We start from the raw sequence: 16,541 nt of genomic DNA, 5'->3' as shown, positions 1-16,541 counted from the left end.
CGTGGGATAGAGGCCCTCGACGGCGTCGGCGTAGCGCTTGAGGACGAGCGAGCGGCGGACCTTCAGGCTCGGGGTGAGTTCGCCGCCCTCCACGGTGAAGTCCTCCGGCAGGATCACGAACCGGCGGACGCTCTCGGCCCGCGAGACCGTCGCGTTCGCCGTGTCGACGGCCTTCTGCACCTCGGCGCACAGCTGCGGGTCGGCTGCGAGGTCGGCGAGGCTCGCGGTGGCCGGCCGGCCGGCCTGGTCACGCCAGCGTTCGAACGCGTCCGGTTCGAGGGTCACCAGCGCCGCGATGTAGGGGCGGCCGTCGCCGACCAGCATCGCCTGGCTGATCAGGGGGCTGCTGGTGATGATGTGCTCCAGCGGTGCCGGTGCGACGTTCTTGCCGCCGGCGGTGACCAGCAGTTCCTTCTTGCGACCGACGATCCGCAGGAACCCGTCGTCGTCGAGTTCGCCGAGGTCACCGGTGTGCAGGAAACCCTCGCTGTCGAGCGCCTCCTTCGTCGCCGTCTCGTTGTTGCGGTAGCCGCGAAACAGCAGGGGTCCGCGGATGAGCACCTCGCCGTCGTCGGCGATGCGCACGGTCACCCCGGGCAGCGGCTGGCCCACGGTGCCCATCCGGATCGCGCCGGGTCGGTTCGCGGTGGCCGGCGCCGTCGTCTCGGTCAGGCCGTAGCCCTCGAGGACGATGAAGCCGATGCCCCGGTAGAAGTGACCCAGACGCGGCGACAGCGGCGCCCCGCCGCTGACCGCGATCCGGGCCCGGCCGCCGAGGGCGGCCCGCAGCTTGCCGTACACCAGCTTGTCGAACACCCGGTGCCGCAGCTTCAGCCCGAGGCCCGGACCGCCGTGGTCGAGGGACTCGCTGTAGTCGACGGCGGTCTGCTCGGCGGCATCGAAGATCCGCCCGCGTCCCTCGCCGTGGGCCTTGGTGCGGGCGCCGGCGTGCACCTTCTCGAACACGCGGGGGACGGCGAGCAGGAACGTCGGCCGGGTGTGCGCCAGATCCGCCAGCAGATCGCGGGTGTCGGGGGAGTAGGACAGTTCGAACGCGCCCTGCACCACGCCGACCTGCAGCATCCGGGCGAACACGTGCGCCAGCGGCAGGAACAGCAGGGTGGAGGAGTGCTGGGTGAACATGCTCGGCAGCATCGCGACGGTGTCATCGGCGATGAACAGCAGCGCCCGGTGGGTGATCTCGCAGCCCTTGGGCCGCGCCGTCGTCCCGGAGGTGTAGATGATCGTGGCCAGGCTGTCGGCGTTCTGGGTGGCCCGGGCGGCGGTGAGCTGGCCCTCGTCGACGGCGGCCCCCGCCTCGGCCAGGATGGCCAGCGCCCCCGCGGCGGACGAGGCCCCCGCGGCGGACGAGGCCCCCGCGGCGGACGAGGCCCCCGCGGCGGACGAGGCCCCCGCGGCGGACGAGGAGCCGGCGGCATCGTCCGTCGATGTCGCCGAAGGCTCGGCCTCGATGACGAGGACCTCGCGCAGCGCCGGCACGTCCGCGCGGATCGACGCGACCCGGCCGGCGAGTTCGGCGTCCTCGACGACCAGCACTTCGACGCCGGCGTCGGCGAGAATCCACTCGATCTGGTCGGGGCTGGACGTCTCGTAGATCGGCACGGTGACCGCCCCGGCCGCCCAGATCGCGTAGTCGAGCACCGTCCACTCGTAGCGACTGCGGGACAGGATGCCGACCCGGTCGCCGGGGGTGACGCCGCGGGCGACGAGGCCCCGGGCGGTCGCGTGCATCGCGTCCCGGAACCGCGCCTGGGTGATCGGGATGAACCGGTCGCCGTCCTTGCGACGAAGCAGGACATGGTCTGGATCGCGGCCGGCGTTGCGCAGGACGGCATCTGTCAACGTCGCGTCGTCCGCGATGCTGACAGCAGGGGCGGAGGTGTACTCACGCACAGGTACTCCTACTGGTTCGCGGGCGTGCGATCGGACGCATGGAGACGCATGGAGATGCCCGGCGGATGCGGATACCCGGGGCGGCGTTGACCGTCCCGGGTCATCAGACGTTAGCCGTCGAGCGTCGGGTAGGCGACTGTCAGGGCCCTAAGCTTCGGATATGCGGGTGCATGTGGTCAGCGACGTACACGGGCGGGCCGATGCGCTGGCCGCGGCGGGGCGGGGCGCCGACGCGTTCATCTGTCTGGGTGATCTCGTGCTGTTCACCGACTACGCCAACCCCGGCGGGGGCATCATGGGCGACCTGTTCGGCGCCGAGGCGGTCCGCCGGATGGTGCGGCTGCGTACCGACAACCGGTTCGACGAGGCCCGGGCGTGGTCGCAGTCGTTGTGGGCGGGGCTGGGCGGGGACCGCACGCAGATCGTCGAGGACGCGGTCCGCCGCCAGTACGCGCAGCTGTTCGCCGCCTTCCCGACCCCCACCTACCTGACGTTCGGCAATGTCGACCTGCCCCACCTGTATCCCGACTTCCTGCGTTCGGGCATCACCCTGTTGGACGGGCAGACCGTCGAGCTCGACGGTTGGCGCTTCGGTTTCGTCGGTGGGGGGCTGTCCAGCCTGATGCGTACCCCGTATGAGATCGACGAGGGGACCTTCGCGGCCAAGGTGGCCGCTCTGGGGGCCGTGGACGTGCTCTGCTGCCATATTCCGCCGCATCTGCCGGAGCTCGTCTACGACGTGGTCGCTGGCCGGTTCGAACGCGGCAGCACCGCGATCCTGGCCGCCATTCACGACACCCGACCTCGCTACGTGCTGTTCGGACATGTGCACCAGCCGCTGCTGGCCAGCATTGAGATCGGCGGCACGCGGTGCGTGAACGTCGGGCATTTCAACGCCACCGGCCGGCCGTTCGTCCTCGAGTGGTAGCCGGCCGCTCCGTGGTGGCCGGTCCGGCTTCCGGTAGCCTCAGGCGATCGGTCGGGGAATCATCCGGCTCCGCGAGGATGCCCGGAAAACCGGCGAGCCGGCGACGCCGTGCTCCTGCAGACGTGTCCGACAAGACATGTCAGACGAATGTGGAGGTGCTACTCGCCATGGCGGACCACGCCCGATCGACGATCGTCATCAACGCCCGGCCGGCCGCGGTGATGGGCGCGATCGCCGACATCCCCGCCTACCCGGCCTGGGTCGGGCAGATCGAGGAGGCGGAGGTGCTCGAGATCGGCCCCGACGGCCGCCCGCGCCGCGCCCGTTTCCGTATCAACGCCATCGTCATCAAGGACGAGTTCGTCAACGAGTACACGTGGACGGACAACTCGCAGGTCAGCTGGTCGATGGTGCAGGGCGAGGCGATGTCGTCGCAGGACGGCAGCTACACGCTGCGTGATCTGGGCGATGGCAGCACCGAGGTCACCTACGACCTCACCGCCGAGACCAAGGTCAAGATCCCGGGCATGCTGCGGCGCAAGGTGCAGAACGGCATCGTCGACGCCGCGCTCAAGGATCTCAAGAAGCACGTCGAGAGCTGAGCTCACGTGCGGTGTGTGCTCGTCACCGGCAAGGGCGGGGCCGGAACGACGACAGTGGCGGCGGCGACCGCGGTGCTCGCCGCCCAGCGCGGGCACCGCACCCTGCTGCTGTCCGTCGACCCGGCAGCCGGGCTCTCCGGGGTGCTCGACCATCCGGTCGGCGCGCAGGAGACCGAACTCGAACCCAATCTGACCGGCCGGCAGGTCGACCTGCGCCAGGCGGTGGAGGCCCGCTGGCCGGCGGTCCGGGCGGTGCTGGCGCACACCTGGCCAAGCGTCGCCATCGACCCGATGGAGCTCGAGGAGCTCGCCTTCCTGCCCGGTGCCATCGAGACGCTCACCCTGCTCGAGCTGCGGGACGGTCTCACCGCCGGTCACCATGACGTCGTCGTCGTCGACGGTGGGCCGCTGGCCGGCATGCTGCGGCTGCTCGCCTTCCCGGAGACGCTGTCCTGGTACTGCCGGCGGCTGCTGCCGCCCGACGGCGCCTTCGCCCGCTGGCTGCGGCCCGGGTTCGGCAGATCCGTGTTCGGTGGCCGGTGGGGGAGCCTCGCCGCCCCCGCCTACGACACCGTCTCGCGCATTCACCGGGCCGCGATCGATCTGCGGGCGATCCTGACCGACCAGGCCACCACCAGCGTGCGACTGGTGCTCACCCCACAGGGTGGCGCGCTGCGGGCCGCCCAGAGCAGTCTCACCGCGCTGGCGCTGCACGGGTTCACCCTGGACGGTGTGGTCGTCAACCGGATTCTGTCGCCGATCGGCGCGGATGCCTGGCGGGCCGGCTGGGCGGCCGCCCATCGCGAGGAACTCGCCGAGCTGACCAGCGCCTTCGCACCCACGCCCGTCCTGCCGGTCCATTACCGCGCGGGCGAACCCGTGGGCCTGGAGGAACTGGCCGCGTTCGGTGCCGCGGCCTACGGCGAGCTGGATCCGGCCAGTGTGCTCGGCTCCGGTCTGGCCGTGGGTGGCGACCAGCCGCGGGTCGAACGCACCGAGGACGGGTTCGCGCTGACGTTCGGCCTGCCGTTCGTCGACGGCTCGCAGGTGGATCTCGCCCGCCTGGGCGACGACCTGGTGGTGACGGTGGGCGCGTTCCGCCGGGCCGTGCCGTTGCCCGCCGCGTTGCGCCGCTGCGATGTCAGTGCCGCCCGGCTGCGTGGTGACCGGCTGGTCGTCTCGTTCGTTCCCGACCCGGATCGCTGGGTGCGCGCATGAGCTCCGCCGCCGGGGCGGCCGACGAGGCCGGAGCACGTCGCTCGGCTGGCTCGGCTGGCTCGGCTGGCTCGGCTGGCTCGGCCGGGCCGGGGCGTCCACCCGCGCCTGGGTCGTTGGCGGTCGAGGCGGCACTGCTCGCCGACGCCCTGCGTTCCCTCGCCGGTGACGAACCGGCGCGGGCCACGCCGGCCCGGCGGCTCTGGAGCGTCGTCGCCGACGTCGTCGCCGCGGGCGCCAGCGCCCTGATCGGGGTGCCGACCACCCCTGGCCGTCCGGTGCCCGACGAGTCCGGCTCCGAGCAGCCCGCGTCCCCACGAACAGCCGGACGGACGAGCACCGCGCCGGCCGCCGACGGCCCGGGCGAGCCGTCCGCGCCGCCGGAGCGCACCTGCGACTGCCACGCGTCGGCCGCCGCCGACGCGCCAGCGGCCGACGACCGGACCGGGCCGGCGGGCTCCGGCTCCGGGCCTGCCGGGGCGGCGTGGAGCTGCCCCGGCTGCCCGTGGTGCCAGCTACTGGCCACCTTCGTCGCCGAACGGCCGGAGGTCGCCCGGCACCTGATGACCGCCGGCGAGGCGCTGGCCGCGACAGTGCGGGCGACGGTGGACGCCGTCCATGCCGCGCGAGCGGCCAACGCTGGCACCACCCGCACCGCTGGCAACCATGGCACCGATGGCACCGATGGCAGTACCAGCGCCGATCGGGACGCCGACGAAGCGATCCGGTCGGCGACGGCCGCGGCGGCCCCTGCTCGGGCCGCCGCATCGCCCAGACCCCGCGTCCAAAGGATCGAGATCACATGAGCATCACAGGTCCGCTGCCTGCCAGCCCCCTGTCTGCCAGTCCCCTCCCACCGGTCCCCAACGCGGCCGATGGTGAGCCGGACCGCCGCACCGCCGGTCTCACCATCGGCGTCGACGTCGGTGGCACCAAGGTGGCGGCGGGTGTCGTCGACGGCGCCGGCACCGTGCTGGCCGCTCTGCGCCGACCGACCCCGGGGCATTCGAGCGTCGAGGTCGCGAACACGATCGCGGATGTCGTGGCGGAGCTGTCCGCCGCGTACGACGTGTGGGCGGTCGGTATCGGCGCCGCCGGCTGGATCGACGCCGACCGCTCCCGGGTGATCTTCGCACCGAACCTGGCCTGGCGGAACGAACCGCTGCGCGACGAGGTCCGTGACCGGGTCGGCCTACCCGTGGTCGTCGAGAACGACGCCAACGCGACGGCCTGGGCCGAGTACCGCTTCGGCGCGGGTCGCGGCCGCCGTGATCTGGTCTGCCTCACCGTCGGCACCGGCATCGGCAGTGGCATCGTCGTCGGCGGCGAACTGTTCCGCGGCGCGTTCGGTATCGGCGCGGAGACCGGTCACATGCGGATGGTTCCCGGCGGGCATCTGTGCGGCTGCGGCAACCACGGCTGCTGGGAGCAGTACGCCAGCGGACGCGCGCTGGTCCGCCTCGCCCGGCAGCTGGCCGCCGACGACCCGGCCGCGGCCACCGTGATGCTGGCCGCCAGCGGCGGCGACATCGACGGACTGACCGGCCCGGACGTCACCGAGGCCGCCCGCAAGGGCGACCCGGCCGCGCTACGTTGCCTGACCGAGGTCGGGCACTGGCTCGGCGAGGGGATGGCGAGCCTAGCCGCCGTGCTCGACCCCGACCGGTATGTGATCGGCGGAGGCGTCTCCGACGCCGGTGAACTGCTGCTCGGCCCGGCCCGCGACCGTTTCGCCGAGACCATGCCCGGCCATGGCCACCGTCCGATGGCCGAAGTGGTCATCGCCGAGCTCGGCAACCAGGCCGGTCTGGTCGGCGCCGCCGACCTCGCCCGCATCTGAGCGGCCCCACCCACCTGCGGATCAGAGCCACATCCGGATCAGAGCCGCCTGCGGATCAGAGCGGAGCAGGCCGGCACCGAGGCCAGGTCAGGCGAACGTCCCGCCCGGTCCCAGCCGGGCGGGACGGTAGTCGGCCACCAGCTCGAGGGCGAGCTGTTCGAGGAACAGCCCCGCGTCGGCGACCACACCGACGGCGTGCGCGCTGGTCCGTTCGGTCAGGGCGTGCACGGTCGCCGGGTTGACGTCCACACACGCCACCGGGATCGACGCGGGCAGGATGTTGCCCGTGGCCACCGAGTGCTGCGCGGAGGCGACCATCAGCGCGTAGCCGACGCCGCGCAGCGCGGCGCGCATCGCCCGCTGGCCGGCGATGATATCGGTGTGGACGTCGGGCAGCGGCCCGTCGTCGCGCACCGAACCGATGACGACGAACGGTTTGTTCGCCTTGACCATGGCGTGCATGATCCCCTCGGTCAGCACGCCGGACTCGACCGCCGCGCGGATCGAACCCTGCCGGCGGATCGCGTTGATCGCCCGAATGTGCTGTTCGCTGCCCCGCTGCACCCGTCCGCTGCGCAGCGGCCCGACCCCGAGCGGTGACCCGTACAGCGCCGCCTCGATGTCCAGCGTCGCCAGCGCGTTCCCGCTGAACAGGACGTCGAGGTAGCCGGCCTCGATCAGGGCGACGAGCGCCGGGGTGGCACCGGTGGCGATCACCGCCTGGCCGGCGACCCACAGCACCTGACCGCCTTCGGCCTTGACCTCGCGGATCTGGCGGGCGATCGCGCGCACCAGCACCGCCTGCGGCTGCCCGGACGTCGGCAGCGAACCGTACTCGGCGTGGACACGGCTGGAATGATCGGTCATCGGCAGGACGACCTTGACACCGCCCACCCCGCAGACGATCTGGTCGCCGGCCCGCACGTCGGTGACCGGCACGGTACGGACCCGTCCGTGCGACACGACCAGACCGCAGTCCATCTCCGGATGTTCCACCGGCACCCACTGGCCGTCGAGGTGGACGACGGTCTCCAGGTTGGTCGTCGAGTAGAAGTCCGTCGGGAACACGCCGTCGCGGTCGGCCGGCTCGCACCGCGCCTCGCCCGCGGTCACCTTGTTCACGCCGTGCACCTGGACGCGCATCAGGATGCGGGTCAGGCGCCGCTGTGTCTCGGCGCCGACGGTGATGACGGCGTGGGACTCGTCGTCGTGGCCGCGCCCGAGGTCGATCCGGTCCACCCGGTAGTCGCCGCCGTAGTCGAGCACGTCGTCGAGGACCTTCGCCAGCACACCGGTGTCCATGAGATGCCCGTGCACCTCGACCTGATCGTGAAAACGCACGCCCAACGCCCTTCTGTTCGTACCCCTGCTCGCCGCTGCCACTGCCGCCGCCGCGGCCCGTCGCCGGTGGCCAGAAGCCTGGTCACGCCGTGCCACAGTGGTCTGCTGCCGTCTGCCGCCGTCCGGGGGACGGGTGTTGCCAGCCGGCCATCGCAGGTTCAGCGCGGGTGCCAGCCAGATCGATGGGACCGGATGGCCTAGAGGACAGCGCCGTCGTCGGGACCATCGGGGTCGGTGGGAGGACGGTCGCCCATCCGAGCGACCAGCGTGCCGACCCCGCCGAGGATGAGCAGCACGCCAGCCACATCCTGGGAACGTGACTGGTTGAATCCGATCAGGCTGGGGACCATCAGGAACACCACGCCCAGCGCGATCGATCCGATCGCCCAGCGGGTGACCGGGCGGATGCGGGGCAGCGGCGGTGGGGGCGGCGGCACGTAGTGGTTGTCGTCGTCGCCGTCCGGCGAGCCGGTCTCGGCGCTGTCGGCGCCCAGGTCGATGACCACGATCTCGTCGTCGTCGCCCCGTAGCTGATGTGGGCGCACGCCGGGCGGCAGGCCGGCCTGCGCGGCGCCCGGTTCGGTCTGGTCCGCGGGGTCGGCCAGGGTGTCGGGTTCGAACGGCGGCCGCAGAATGATGATCGTGGGGCGGCGCGGGTCGGCGACGTCCTCCTGGGACGGCAAGGTGCGGGTGGTCGGCTCGTCGTCGAAGCGGGCGACGAGCTCGCGGAACACCGCGTCATCGGCGTCCTGGGAGCGCGCCGGCACCGGTGCCGGTACCGGCGGCGGGTCGTCGGAGGCGGACCCGGGCGGCTGCTCCAGCGCCGCCCCGGTGGGCTCGGCCGGGGTGGGGGTCGGCTGCTCCGCCGCGCTCTGGTCGGCGCCAGCGGTCAGTGACTCCCTGTGTTCGCCGGTGTCGCCGTTCGCGCCGGGCACCGCCGCGGGACCCGAATGATCGAGCGGCCCCGGGGCCGGCTCGCCCGGGCTGGGGAAGGGCGGATGCTCAGCCATCACTGGCCACCGGTTCGGGCACCAGGGCCGAGAGCGAGTGCGTGCGGACGAACTCCAGGCTTCCCGCGAAGATCTTCTCTTTGTCGTTGTCGAGGGTGGCCACATGCCAGCTGTCGGCGAGCAGCCGTTCCTCGATCGGGGCCCGTACCCCGGCCAGCAGTAGCGCGCCGGAGCTGGGCTCGACGATGTGATCGACCACGCTGCGGTAGGCCAGCACCGGGGAGACGATGCGCCCGAGGTCGGCGCTGGTGACCGCCCACAGCTTGCGCAGGGACGCGAACGGCCGCAGCGGCACCTTGTCGTAGCCGACCTCCGGTACCCCGTCGGCCTTGACGTCACCGGCGAGCCCGGGAACCGCGGGAAGGATCCGGCTGAGCAGCGGGGCGAGCCCGGCCTGCCAGCGTTCGGTCCGCATGCTCGCGTTGACGGTGACCAGACCGGCCACCTCGGCGCCGTGTTCCTCGGCCAGGCGCAGGGTCAGGGTGCCACCCATCGACAGACCCATGACGAACACCTGGTCGCACTCGCGCCGCAGTCGCAGGAACTCGCCGCGGACCGTCGTGTACCAGTCGGGCCACCCGGTGGGAACCATGTCCTGCCAGCGGGTTCCGTGGCCGGGCAGCAACGGACAGGAGACCGTCAGCCCGGCGGCGGCCAGAGCCTCGCCCCAGGGGCGCATGCTGCCCGGCGAGCCGGTGAAGCCGTGGACCAGCAGCACCCCGACCGACCCGCCCACGTAGGCGAACGGCTCAGCGCCGGGTAGCAGGGCCGTGCCGGTGGAACCCGCCATTGCTGTCCGCCCTTCGCGCCCTGTGCCCTGTGCCCTGTGTAACCCACTCGCCGCGCAACATTCGCGGGGCGGGCGGAAGTCGTCGGTACCCTCATGCTCGCACGGTCCGTGGGCTGAAGCCATGGTCGTCCGGGTCTCATCGGTGGGCATCTTGTCGCCGATGTCATGACATTTGACGGAATTTCACCATGAGGTCGGGTCGGACGTCGTGACGCGATCGCCTGTCGTTGCGATGATATAGATCTCGGCACGCCCGTGCTCGTGGTCGGCGTGGGGCGGCGGTGCGCTCCGGCCATGGCAGGGTCATCACCCCGACGATGCCGTCCATGGCACTGTTGTGGATGTTCGAGTGGACGTGATGATGTCCGGCTACCTAGGCTCAGGTCTGCCTGCCGGCCAGCGGCATGCTCGGGTCCGCAGCGACAACGTCGGCGTGTGCAGTGCGGGCGACCCGGTCCGGGCGCCCTGACAGTGTCGTCTCACGACGGTGACCAGGCGGGAGCTGTCCTTGTTCTACTGGGTGCTCAAAGCGATCCTCACGCCCGTACTACGGGTGGTGTGGCGCCCGTGGGTCGAGGGTGCCGAGCACATCCCCGCGGAGGGGCCCGCCATCCTGGCCGGAAACCACCTGTCGTTTCTTGACCACTTCTTCCTGCCGCTGGTGGTGTCGCGGCGGGTGACCTTTCTGGCCAAGAGTGACTACTTCACCGAGGCCGGCATCAAGGGCTGGTTCAAGCGGGTCTTCTTCAGCGGGGCCGGCCAGATCCCGATCGACCGCAGCGGTGGCAAGGCCAGCGAGGGGGCGTTGCGATCCGGCGTGCGGGTGCTGCGCCAGGGCCGCCTGCTCGGCATCTACCCGGAGGGCACCCGTTCCCCGGACGGCCGCCTGTACCGCGGCAAGATCGGTGTCGCCCGGATGGCGCTGGAGGCCGGCGTCCCGGTGATCCCGGTCGCCATGATCGGCACGTTCGAGGCGCAGCCCCCCGGCAAGTTGCTGCCGCGGGTCCGTCGGGTGGGTATGCGGGTCGGCCCCCCGTTGGACTTCTCCCGCTACGCCGAGATGGCGGACGACCGGTTCGTGCTGCGTTCGGTCACCGACCAGATCATGTACGAGCTGATGGCGCTCTCCGGCCAGGAGTACGTCGATATGTACGCGAAGCGGGCCAAGGAGGAAATCGCCGCGGCCCGGGCGGCGGCCACCAGCGCCGCCGCCACCTCGGACGCCGCCACCTCGGACGCCGCCACCTCGGACGCCGCCACCTCGGACGCCGCGACCGCCGCGGCCGGCGACCTCGCGGGCGCCGTGTCGGACCGGGCCGCCGTGGGCGGCCCGCCGGCCGGGGTGTCCGCCGCCGGCGCGCGTGCTGGCCGACCGCACCGACCGCACCGACCGCACCGACCGGGCTGACGGGGCTGATCGGCCTGATCGGGGGGGCTCTGCCCGGCCGGCCGCATCCGCTCGTCCGACCACGCCCGGTAACCCGGCGGACCGGGCGGTCTGAGGCTGTTTGCGCCGACACGGCAGGATGGGCGATGTGCGTGGTGCCCTGACCCACATCGTCCGCTCCGGTTTCGCCCGGTCCATCCCTGGTTGGAGTCGCTCATTCGGCCGGGTTCCCCGCGACCAGCGGCGCCACCGGGTTCGTGACCTGGTCATCGTCGTGGGCGTGGGCGGCATGCTGCTGGCGACGGGTGCGTCGGCCGGGTGGGCCGTTCCCACGCCGGACGGTGCCGCCCCGGCGGGCGGTGCGGCGGCGGGTGGGGCGGCACCGGCGAACACGCTGGGGCGGTTCGGTCCGTACCTGGTCGACGCGGCCCACCGCGTCGTGGTCGTGCGCGGGATCTCCCTGCCGGCCGGTGTGACGCCGACCGACGCCAATCTTGCGACCTGGCTCGGCCAGGGCTTCACCGGGGTGCGGCTGGCGGTTCCGGTGGCGACCGGCGGACGGGTTCCAGCGGTCGCGGGCTGGCCCCGACCCACCGCGTCCGAGCAGGCGACGAGCCCCGCGGACGCCGGTCTCGGCCAGGTCGTCGCGCTCACCCGGCGGTTCACCGACCGGGGGCTGCGGGTCGTCGTGCGACTGGTGCCGACGGTGGCGGGTCGACGTCTCTCGGATGCGACCCTGTCGGTCGGCCTGGCCGCGCTCGCCGACCGGCTGCGGGCCGAACCGGGAGTGTTCGGCTATGAGGTGCCCGCCGGCACCGGCCCGGCGTTGTCCGACACCGTGGCCGCGCACGATCCGGTGCATCCGCTGTGGCGTAGTGGCCCGGCGCGGTTCGACCCGGCGGTGACGGTGGCCCTCAACGATCCGACCGGCTACCTCACCGGCTGGAAGGACGCTTCCCCCGAAGCCATCGACACTCTGGTCGCGACCGCCGACAGTTTCGGTCTGAGCTGGTTCTACGACCCGCCGGACGGACGTGGCGCGACGGTGGGTACGGCCGCTCCGGTCGGTGTGGGCTCGGGTTCGGCGCCGACGATGCCGGCGACACCGGCACGGCTCGTGCGGCCCTACCCCGCGGCCGTGGCGGGCACGCCCGAGCTGTTGCGTTACGACGCGGCCGGCGTGCTGACCCTGGGGCTGCGCCCGGTCGCGGTGGCGCTGCCGGACGGTTCGACGGCGGGTGTCCTGGCGGCCGGGACGGCTACGGCGATCAACGTGCCGGCCGCCGCCTACCCGCGCGGCTACCAGGTGGCGGTCACCGGCGGGCGGGTGACCTCGGCGGCGGACAGCGGTCTGCTGTGCGTGGTCGCCGAGCCCGGCGCGGCGCGGGTCGAGATCCAGGTCCGTCCGGCCACGGCGGGCCCGCAGGTCCGCGGTGTGACGATCGCGGGCGCCACCGGATGCGATACCGGGGGAGCCCCCGTCGCGGGTGGTCCGGCGGCCGCGAGCGCGACGGGCGGCACGAGTAGGGGTACGAGTGGTTCGGCGGCGAGGGCCGTCGCCGGTGCCGCGAGCGAGTCGGAGCAGAAGCCGTATTCAGGGCCGTTGCTGTGGGTGCTGCCGCTGGTCGGGGCGGCCGCGGCCGCGGGCCTGCTCGCCGCGGTGACGCGACCCTGGCGGCGCCGGCCCGGTCCGGCGGCACCTACCTGGAGCGGGAGAGACTGAACCGGTGGCAACCCGTTTCTTCTACGACACCGAGTTCATCGAGCGGCGTGAGTCCGGCCATCTCTGGCTGGACCTGGTCAGCATCGGCATTGTCAGCGAGGACGGCGCACAGCGTTACTACGCCGTGTCCACCGAATTCGATCCGGTCTGGGCGGTGCCCTGGGTCCGGCGCAACGTGCTCGACCAGTTGCCGTCGCCGGCCGACCCGGCCTGGCGCTCCCGGGCCCGCATCCGCGATGATCTGAACGCGCTGCTGACCGCGGACGGCGCACCGGAGCTCTGGGCCTGGTACGGCGCATATGATCATGTCGTTCTCTGTCAGCTGTTCGGGACGATGACCGACCTGCCGGCGCGGATGCCCCGGTTCACCCGGGACCTGCGCCAGCTGTGGGAGGAGCTGGGCCGTCCCACGCTGCCGCCGCCGCCGGCCAACGCCCACGACGCTCTCGCCGACGCGCTGCACAATCTGGCTCGTTGGGAGATCCTCGCCCCGCTGCGCCCCCGTACCGCCGGTCAGCCCCCCAGATCATGACTCTTTGAGCTTGATTCGCCACGCCTAGTAGTTACAAATAGCACTCTGTATGTGCTGTGCGCCGCTAGGCTGCCGCTGCTGTCGCCGCCGAGAGGCGGGACGGGAGTGGGTACTGGTGCGGCCCGGTCGGGCCGGCGCGGACGCGAGGAGAGTGCGATGAGGATCGGCGTACTGACCGGCGGCGGTGACTGTCCGGGGCTCAACGCGGTGATCCGGGCAGTGGTACGCAAGGGCGAGGGTGTCTACGGGCACCAGTTCGTCGGCTACCGCGACGGCTGGCGTGGCCCTCTCACCGGCGACACGGTGCCCCTGGACACCACCGCGGTCCGCGGCATCCTGCCTCGCGGCGGCACGATTCTCGGCTCGAGCCGGACCAACCCGTACGCCGCGGTGGACGGGCTCGAACTGATCCGCCGCAACCTGGCCGCGGACGGGGTCGACGCGCTGATCGCCATCGGCGGCGAGGACACCCTGGGTGTGGCCGCCCGGCTGCACGCCGACGGCGTCCCGGTCGTCGGCGTGCCGAAGACCATCGACAACGATCTGTCCGCGACCGACTACACCTTCGGCTTCGACACGGCGGTGAACATCGCCACCGAGGCCGTCGACCGGCTGCACACCACCGCCGAGAGTCACCACCGGGTGCTCATCGTCGAGGTGATGGGCCGCCATGCCGGCTGGATCGCCCTGCACAGCGGGATGGCCGGGGGCGCGAACGTCATCCTCATCCCCGAGCGGCCGTTCGACTTCGACAAGGTGTGCGCGTTCGTCGAGTCCCGGTTCGCCACCCACTACGCGCCGATCATCGTCGTCGCGGAGGGTGCCACTCCCATCGCGGGCACGATGATGACCAAGGACGCCGAACTCGACGCGTTCGGCCATGTCCGGCTGCAGGGCATCGCCGCGGTGCTCGAAACCGAGATCCGTGGCCGGACCGGCCGGGACGCCCGGGCCACCGTGCTCGGCCATCTGCAGCGTGGCGGCACACCCAGCGCGTTCGACCGCTGGCTCGCGACCCGTTTCGGTCTGCACGCCGTCGACGCCGTGCACGAGGGCGAGTCCGGGGTGATGGTCGCGCTGCACGGCACCAGGATCGACCGGGTGCCGCTCGCCGAGGCCACCAGCGCGCTCAAGACCGTGCCGGCGGAGCTGTACGCCGAGGCCGCGGTCTTCTTCGGCTGACCGGACCCCGGCCCGGCCGGCTCCTGGACCGGCCCGGGGGCCGGACGCTGATCCGCCGCCGGGCCGGATGACTTCACCGAAACCTGCGAGTATCGACGCGTCCTGGACCTGGACAGCCGTACCCTGGTGTCTCGTGAGCGCATTGGACGTCTGGCGGACCCTTCCGGCCAAGCAGCAGCCGTCGTGGCCCGACCCGGTCGAGCTGCAGGCGGCCGCGGAGCAACTCGCGGGGCTGCCCCCGTTGGTGACGGCGCCGGAGGTGCGGTCACTGACCGATCGGCTGGCGATGGTCGCCCGCGGGGAGGCGTTTCTGCTCCAGGGCGGTGACTGCGCCGAGACGTTCGCGGCCAACACCGCCAACAAGATCCGCGACAAGGTGAAGACCCTGTTGCAGATGGCCGTCGTGCTCACCTATGGCGCGAGCACCCCGGTGGTCAAGGTCGCCCGCATCGCCGGCCAGTACGCCAAGCCGCGCTCGGCCGACATCGAGACGAGCACCGGCCTGCCGTCCTACCGGGGTGACGCGGTCAACGACATCGCGGCCACCGCCGCCGCCCGTCGGCCGGACCCGATGCGCATGGTCGCCTCCTACCACCAGAGCGCGGTCGCGCTGAACCTGGTGCGCGCGTTCGCCACCGGTGGCTTCGCCGACCTGTCCAAGGTCCACGAGTGGAACAAGGCCTTCGTGCGCGACTCGGCCGCCGGCCGGCGCTACGAGGTGATGGCCACCAACATCGACCGGGCGCTGTCGTTCATGGCCGCCTGCGGCATCGATCTGGACCGCACCGCCGCGTTGACCGGCGTGGAGCTGTTCACCAGCCATGAGGGTCTGCTGCTGGAGTACGAGCGGGCCCTGACCCGCATCGAGGACGCCACCGGCCACCCGTACGACCTGTCCGCGCACATGATCTGGATCGGCGAGCGCACCCGCGACCTCGACGGCGCCCACGTCGACCTGCTCTCCCGGGTCGGCAACCCGATCGGCTGCAAGATCGGCCCGAAGGCGAGCCCCGACGAGGTCCTGGAGCTCGCCGAGCGGCTCAACCCGCACCACATCCCCGGCCGCCTGACCCTGATCACCCGGATGGGGGTCGGCCGGATTCGCGACGCCCTGCCGCCCATCATCGAGAAGGTCAACGCCGCCGGCCCGCCGGTGGTGTGGTCCTGCGACCCGATGCACGGCAACACCCGTGACGTCGGTGGGATCAAGACCCGCCACTTCGACGACGTGCTCGACGAGGTCTTCGGCTTCTTCGAGGTGCACAAGGCGCTGGGCACCCACCCCGGCGGCCTGCACATCGAGCTCACCGGGGAGAACGTCACCGAATGCCTCGGTGGCGCCGAACTGATCGGTGAGGACGACCTCGGCGGCCGGTACGAGACGGCCTGCGACCCGCGTCTGAACACCAGCCAGGCGCTGGAACTGGCCTTCCTCGTGGCCGAGATGCTGCAGCACGCCCGCGGTGAGCGGGCCGCCGCCCACCAGGACGCCCACCCCGCCGCCCCGCGTCCCTGAGCTGACCGGCACCGCCGCCGGAGGACCGCTACCCGGCGGTGATGGCAGCAGCGTCGTCGGGAGCGGCGCCGCTGCTGCCGGCCGTGGCCGGATCCTCGGTGGCGTCGTCGGCAGGTGCCGTGTCGTCGCCGCCAGGTGTGCCCTCGACGGGAGTGGACCGTGGGGCCTGCGGCTCGGCGTCCGTAGGTGAGCTTTGTTCTGGCCGCGGCTCGAGGCCGCTGATCGTCCGGTCGGCACCCGTGTCCACCGCCGAACCGGCCGGTGCCGTCGGCGCCGGGGATGGCGCGCCGGGCGGGTTCGCCACCTCGGATGGTCGGACCCCCGCCGCGGGAGTGGAGCTGGGACGGGGTGCCAGGCCGAGATCATCGCTCGGGGCGCGCCCGGTGTCGGCCGGTTCCGCGGAACCACTCGGCGGGTCGTCGGCGTCTCCCACCGGAGCGCCACCCGTGGACGTGCCACCCGTCGAGGTACCCGTCGCTGACGCACGGGTCGAGGCCGGCACGCTCGGCCCGGTGCCGTTCGACGTGGCCGTGCTGTCGGGCGCGGTCGAGCCGACGGGTG

At 72.4% G+C, this 16,541-nt stretch carries 15 protein-coding genes; 10 read left to right on the top strand and 5 right to left on the bottom strand.

Annotated features, from left to right (window positions below; genetic code table 11):
• Nucleotides 1–1,914: AMP-dependent synthetase/ligase (locus G6R24_RS09890; RefSeq protein WP_163548965.1), on the bottom strand; the 1,914-nt coding region annotated here is incomplete at its 3' end.
• A gap of 160 nt (nucleotides 1,915–2,074) precedes the next feature.
• Here G6R24_RS09890 and G6R24_RS09885 point away from each other — a divergent pair.
• The 5 genes from G6R24_RS09885 to G6R24_RS09865 all read left to right on the top strand — a co-directional run bounded on the left by G6R24_RS09885 (nucleotide 2,075) and on the right by G6R24_RS09865 (nucleotide 6,499).
• Nucleotides 2,075–2,842: a metallophosphoesterase family protein gene (locus G6R24_RS09885; protein ID WP_163548964.1), complete on the top strand. Its 768-nt coding sequence runs from the start codon at nucleotides 2,075–2,077 to the stop codon at nucleotides 2,840–2,842.
• A 167-nt stretch (nucleotides 2,843–3,009) separates the two neighbouring features.
• Nucleotides 3,010–3,444, top strand: coding sequence for an SRPBCC family protein (locus tag G6R24_RS09880; RefSeq protein WP_163548963.1), 435 nt, complete (start codon nucleotides 3,010–3,012; stop codon nucleotides 3,442–3,444).
• Nucleotides 3,445–3,450: 6 nt separating this feature from the next.
• The gene (locus G6R24_RS09875) at nucleotides 3,451–4,662 is read left to right on the top strand and encodes an ArsA family ATPase (RefSeq protein ID WP_163548962.1); all 1,212 of its coding nucleotides are present in this window, start codon (nucleotides 3,451–3,453) and stop codon (nucleotides 4,660–4,662) included.
• The gene (locus G6R24_RS09870) at nucleotides 4,659–5,465 is read left to right on the top strand and encodes a hypothetical protein (RefSeq protein ID WP_163548961.1); all 807 of its coding nucleotides are present in this window, start codon (nucleotides 4,659–4,661) and stop codon (nucleotides 5,463–5,465) included. The genes G6R24_RS09875 and G6R24_RS09870 overlap by 4 nt, the downstream gene beginning before the upstream one ends.
• Nucleotides 5,462–6,499 carry an ROK family glucokinase gene (locus G6R24_RS09865; protein WP_163548960.1) on the top strand — a complete coding sequence of 346 codons (1,038 nt, stop codon included), beginning with the start codon at nucleotides 5,462–5,464 and terminating at the stop codon, nucleotides 6,497–6,499. The genes G6R24_RS09870 and G6R24_RS09865 overlap by 4 nt, the downstream gene beginning before the upstream one ends.
• An 87-nt stretch (nucleotides 6,500–6,586) precedes the next feature.
• Here the strand turns inward: G6R24_RS09865 and G6R24_RS09860 are convergent, their stop codons facing one another.
• The 3 genes from G6R24_RS09860 to G6R24_RS09850 form a co-directional block, all read right to left on the bottom strand.
• The gene (locus G6R24_RS09860; RefSeq protein ID WP_163548959.1) at nucleotides 6,587–7,840 is read right to left on the bottom strand and encodes an ornithine cyclodeaminase family domain; all 1,254 of its coding nucleotides are present in this window, start codon (nucleotides 7,838–7,840) and stop codon (nucleotides 6,587–6,589) included.
• A gap of 197 nt (nucleotides 7,841–8,037) precedes the next feature.
• On the bottom strand, nucleotides 8,038–8,850 hold the full coding sequence (locus tag G6R24_RS09855) for a hypothetical protein (protein ID WP_163548958.1): 813 nt from the start codon (nucleotides 8,848–8,850) through the stop codon (nucleotides 8,038–8,040).
• Nucleotides 8,843–9,640: an alpha/beta hydrolase gene (locus G6R24_RS09850; RefSeq protein ID WP_163548957.1), complete on the bottom strand. Its 798-nt coding sequence runs from the start codon at nucleotides 9,638–9,640 to the stop codon at nucleotides 8,843–8,845. Before G6R24_RS09850 ends, G6R24_RS09855 begins: the two co-directional genes overlap by 8 nt.
• Before the next feature lie 508 nt (nucleotides 9,641–10,148).
• Between G6R24_RS09850 and G6R24_RS09845 the strand changes: the two genes are divergently transcribed.
• The 5 genes from G6R24_RS09845 to G6R24_RS09825 all read left to right on the top strand — a co-directional run bounded on the left by G6R24_RS09845 (nucleotide 10,149) and on the right by G6R24_RS09825 (nucleotide 15,980).
• Nucleotides 10,149–11,048 carry a lysophospholipid acyltransferase family protein gene (locus tag G6R24_RS09845; RefSeq protein ID WP_163548967.1) on the top strand — a complete coding sequence of 300 codons (900 nt, stop codon included), beginning with the start codon at nucleotides 10,149–10,151 and terminating at the stop codon, nucleotides 11,046–11,048.
• Nucleotides 11,049–11,175: 127 nt separating this feature from the next.
• Nucleotides 11,176–12,750 carry a hypothetical protein gene (locus G6R24_RS09840; RefSeq protein WP_225438338.1) on the top strand — a complete coding sequence of 525 codons (1,575 nt, stop codon included), beginning with the start codon at nucleotides 11,176–11,178 and terminating at the stop codon, nucleotides 12,748–12,750.
• Nucleotides 12,751–12,754: 4 nt separating this feature from the next.
• Nucleotides 12,755–13,282 (top strand): polyadenylate-specific 3'-exoribonuclease AS, encoded by a 528-nt coding sequence (locus G6R24_RS09835; RefSeq protein WP_163548956.1) that lies wholly within the window; start codon nucleotides 12,755–12,757, stop codon nucleotides 13,280–13,282.
• Nucleotides 13,283–13,438: 156 nt separating this feature from the next.
• Complete coding sequence (locus G6R24_RS09830) at nucleotides 13,439–14,464, top strand: 6-phosphofructokinase (RefSeq protein WP_163548955.1); 1,026 nt, start codon at nucleotides 13,439–13,441, stop codon at nucleotides 14,462–14,464.
• Nucleotides 14,465–14,597: 133 nt separating this feature from the next.
• Entirely contained in the window at nucleotides 14,598–15,980 is a 1,383-nt protein-coding gene (locus G6R24_RS09825) for a class II 3-deoxy-7-phosphoheptulonate synthase (RefSeq protein WP_163548954.1), read from the top strand.
• Between the two features lie 28 nt (nucleotides 15,981–16,008).
• On the opposite strand, the gene G6R24_RS09820 is transcribed toward G6R24_RS09825, so the two are convergent.
• Nucleotides 16,009–16,413, bottom strand: coding sequence for a hypothetical protein (locus G6R24_RS09820; protein ID WP_163548953.1), 405 nt, complete (start codon nucleotides 16,411–16,413; stop codon nucleotides 16,009–16,011).
• Between the last annotated feature and the right edge of the window lie 128 nt (nucleotides 16,414–16,541).

The organism is Candidatus Frankia nodulisporulans (assembly GCF_902806475.1).
Lineage (GTDB): Bacteria > Actinomycetota > Actinomycetes > Frankiales > Frankiaceae > Frankia > Frankia umida.
This window is presented reverse-complemented; position numbering and strand designations above follow the sequence as displayed.

What these genes read in the sequence shown, in the direction of transcription:
- G6R24_RS09885 (WP_163548964.1), top strand. Translation starts at nt 2,075, where the DNA reads ATGCGGGTGCATGTGGTCAGCGACGTACACGGGCGGGCCGATGCGCTG.
- G6R24_RS09880 (WP_163548963.1), top strand. Translation starts at nt 3,010, where the DNA reads ATGGCGGACCACGCCCGATCGACGATCGTCATCAACGCCCGGCCGGCC.
- G6R24_RS09870 (WP_163548961.1), top strand. Translation starts at nt 4,659, where the DNA reads ATGAGCTCCGCCGCCGGGGCGGCCGACGAGGCCGGAGCACGTCGCTCG.
- G6R24_RS09865 (WP_163548960.1), top strand. Translation starts at nt 5,462, where the DNA reads ATGAGCATCACAGGTCCGCTGCCTGCCAGCCCCCTGTCTGCCAGTCCC.
- G6R24_RS09855 (WP_163548958.1), bottom strand. Translation starts at nt 8,850, where the DNA reads ATGGCTGAGCATCCGCCCTTCCCCAGCCCGGGCGAGCCGGCCCCGGGG.
- G6R24_RS09850 (WP_163548957.1), bottom strand. Translation starts at nt 9,640, where the DNA reads ATGGCGGGTTCCACCGGCACGGCCCTGCTACCCGGCGCTGAGCCGTTC.
- G6R24_RS09830 (WP_163548955.1), top strand. Translation starts at nt 13,439, where the DNA reads ATGAGGATCGGCGTACTGACCGGCGGCGGTGACTGTCCGGGGCTCAAC.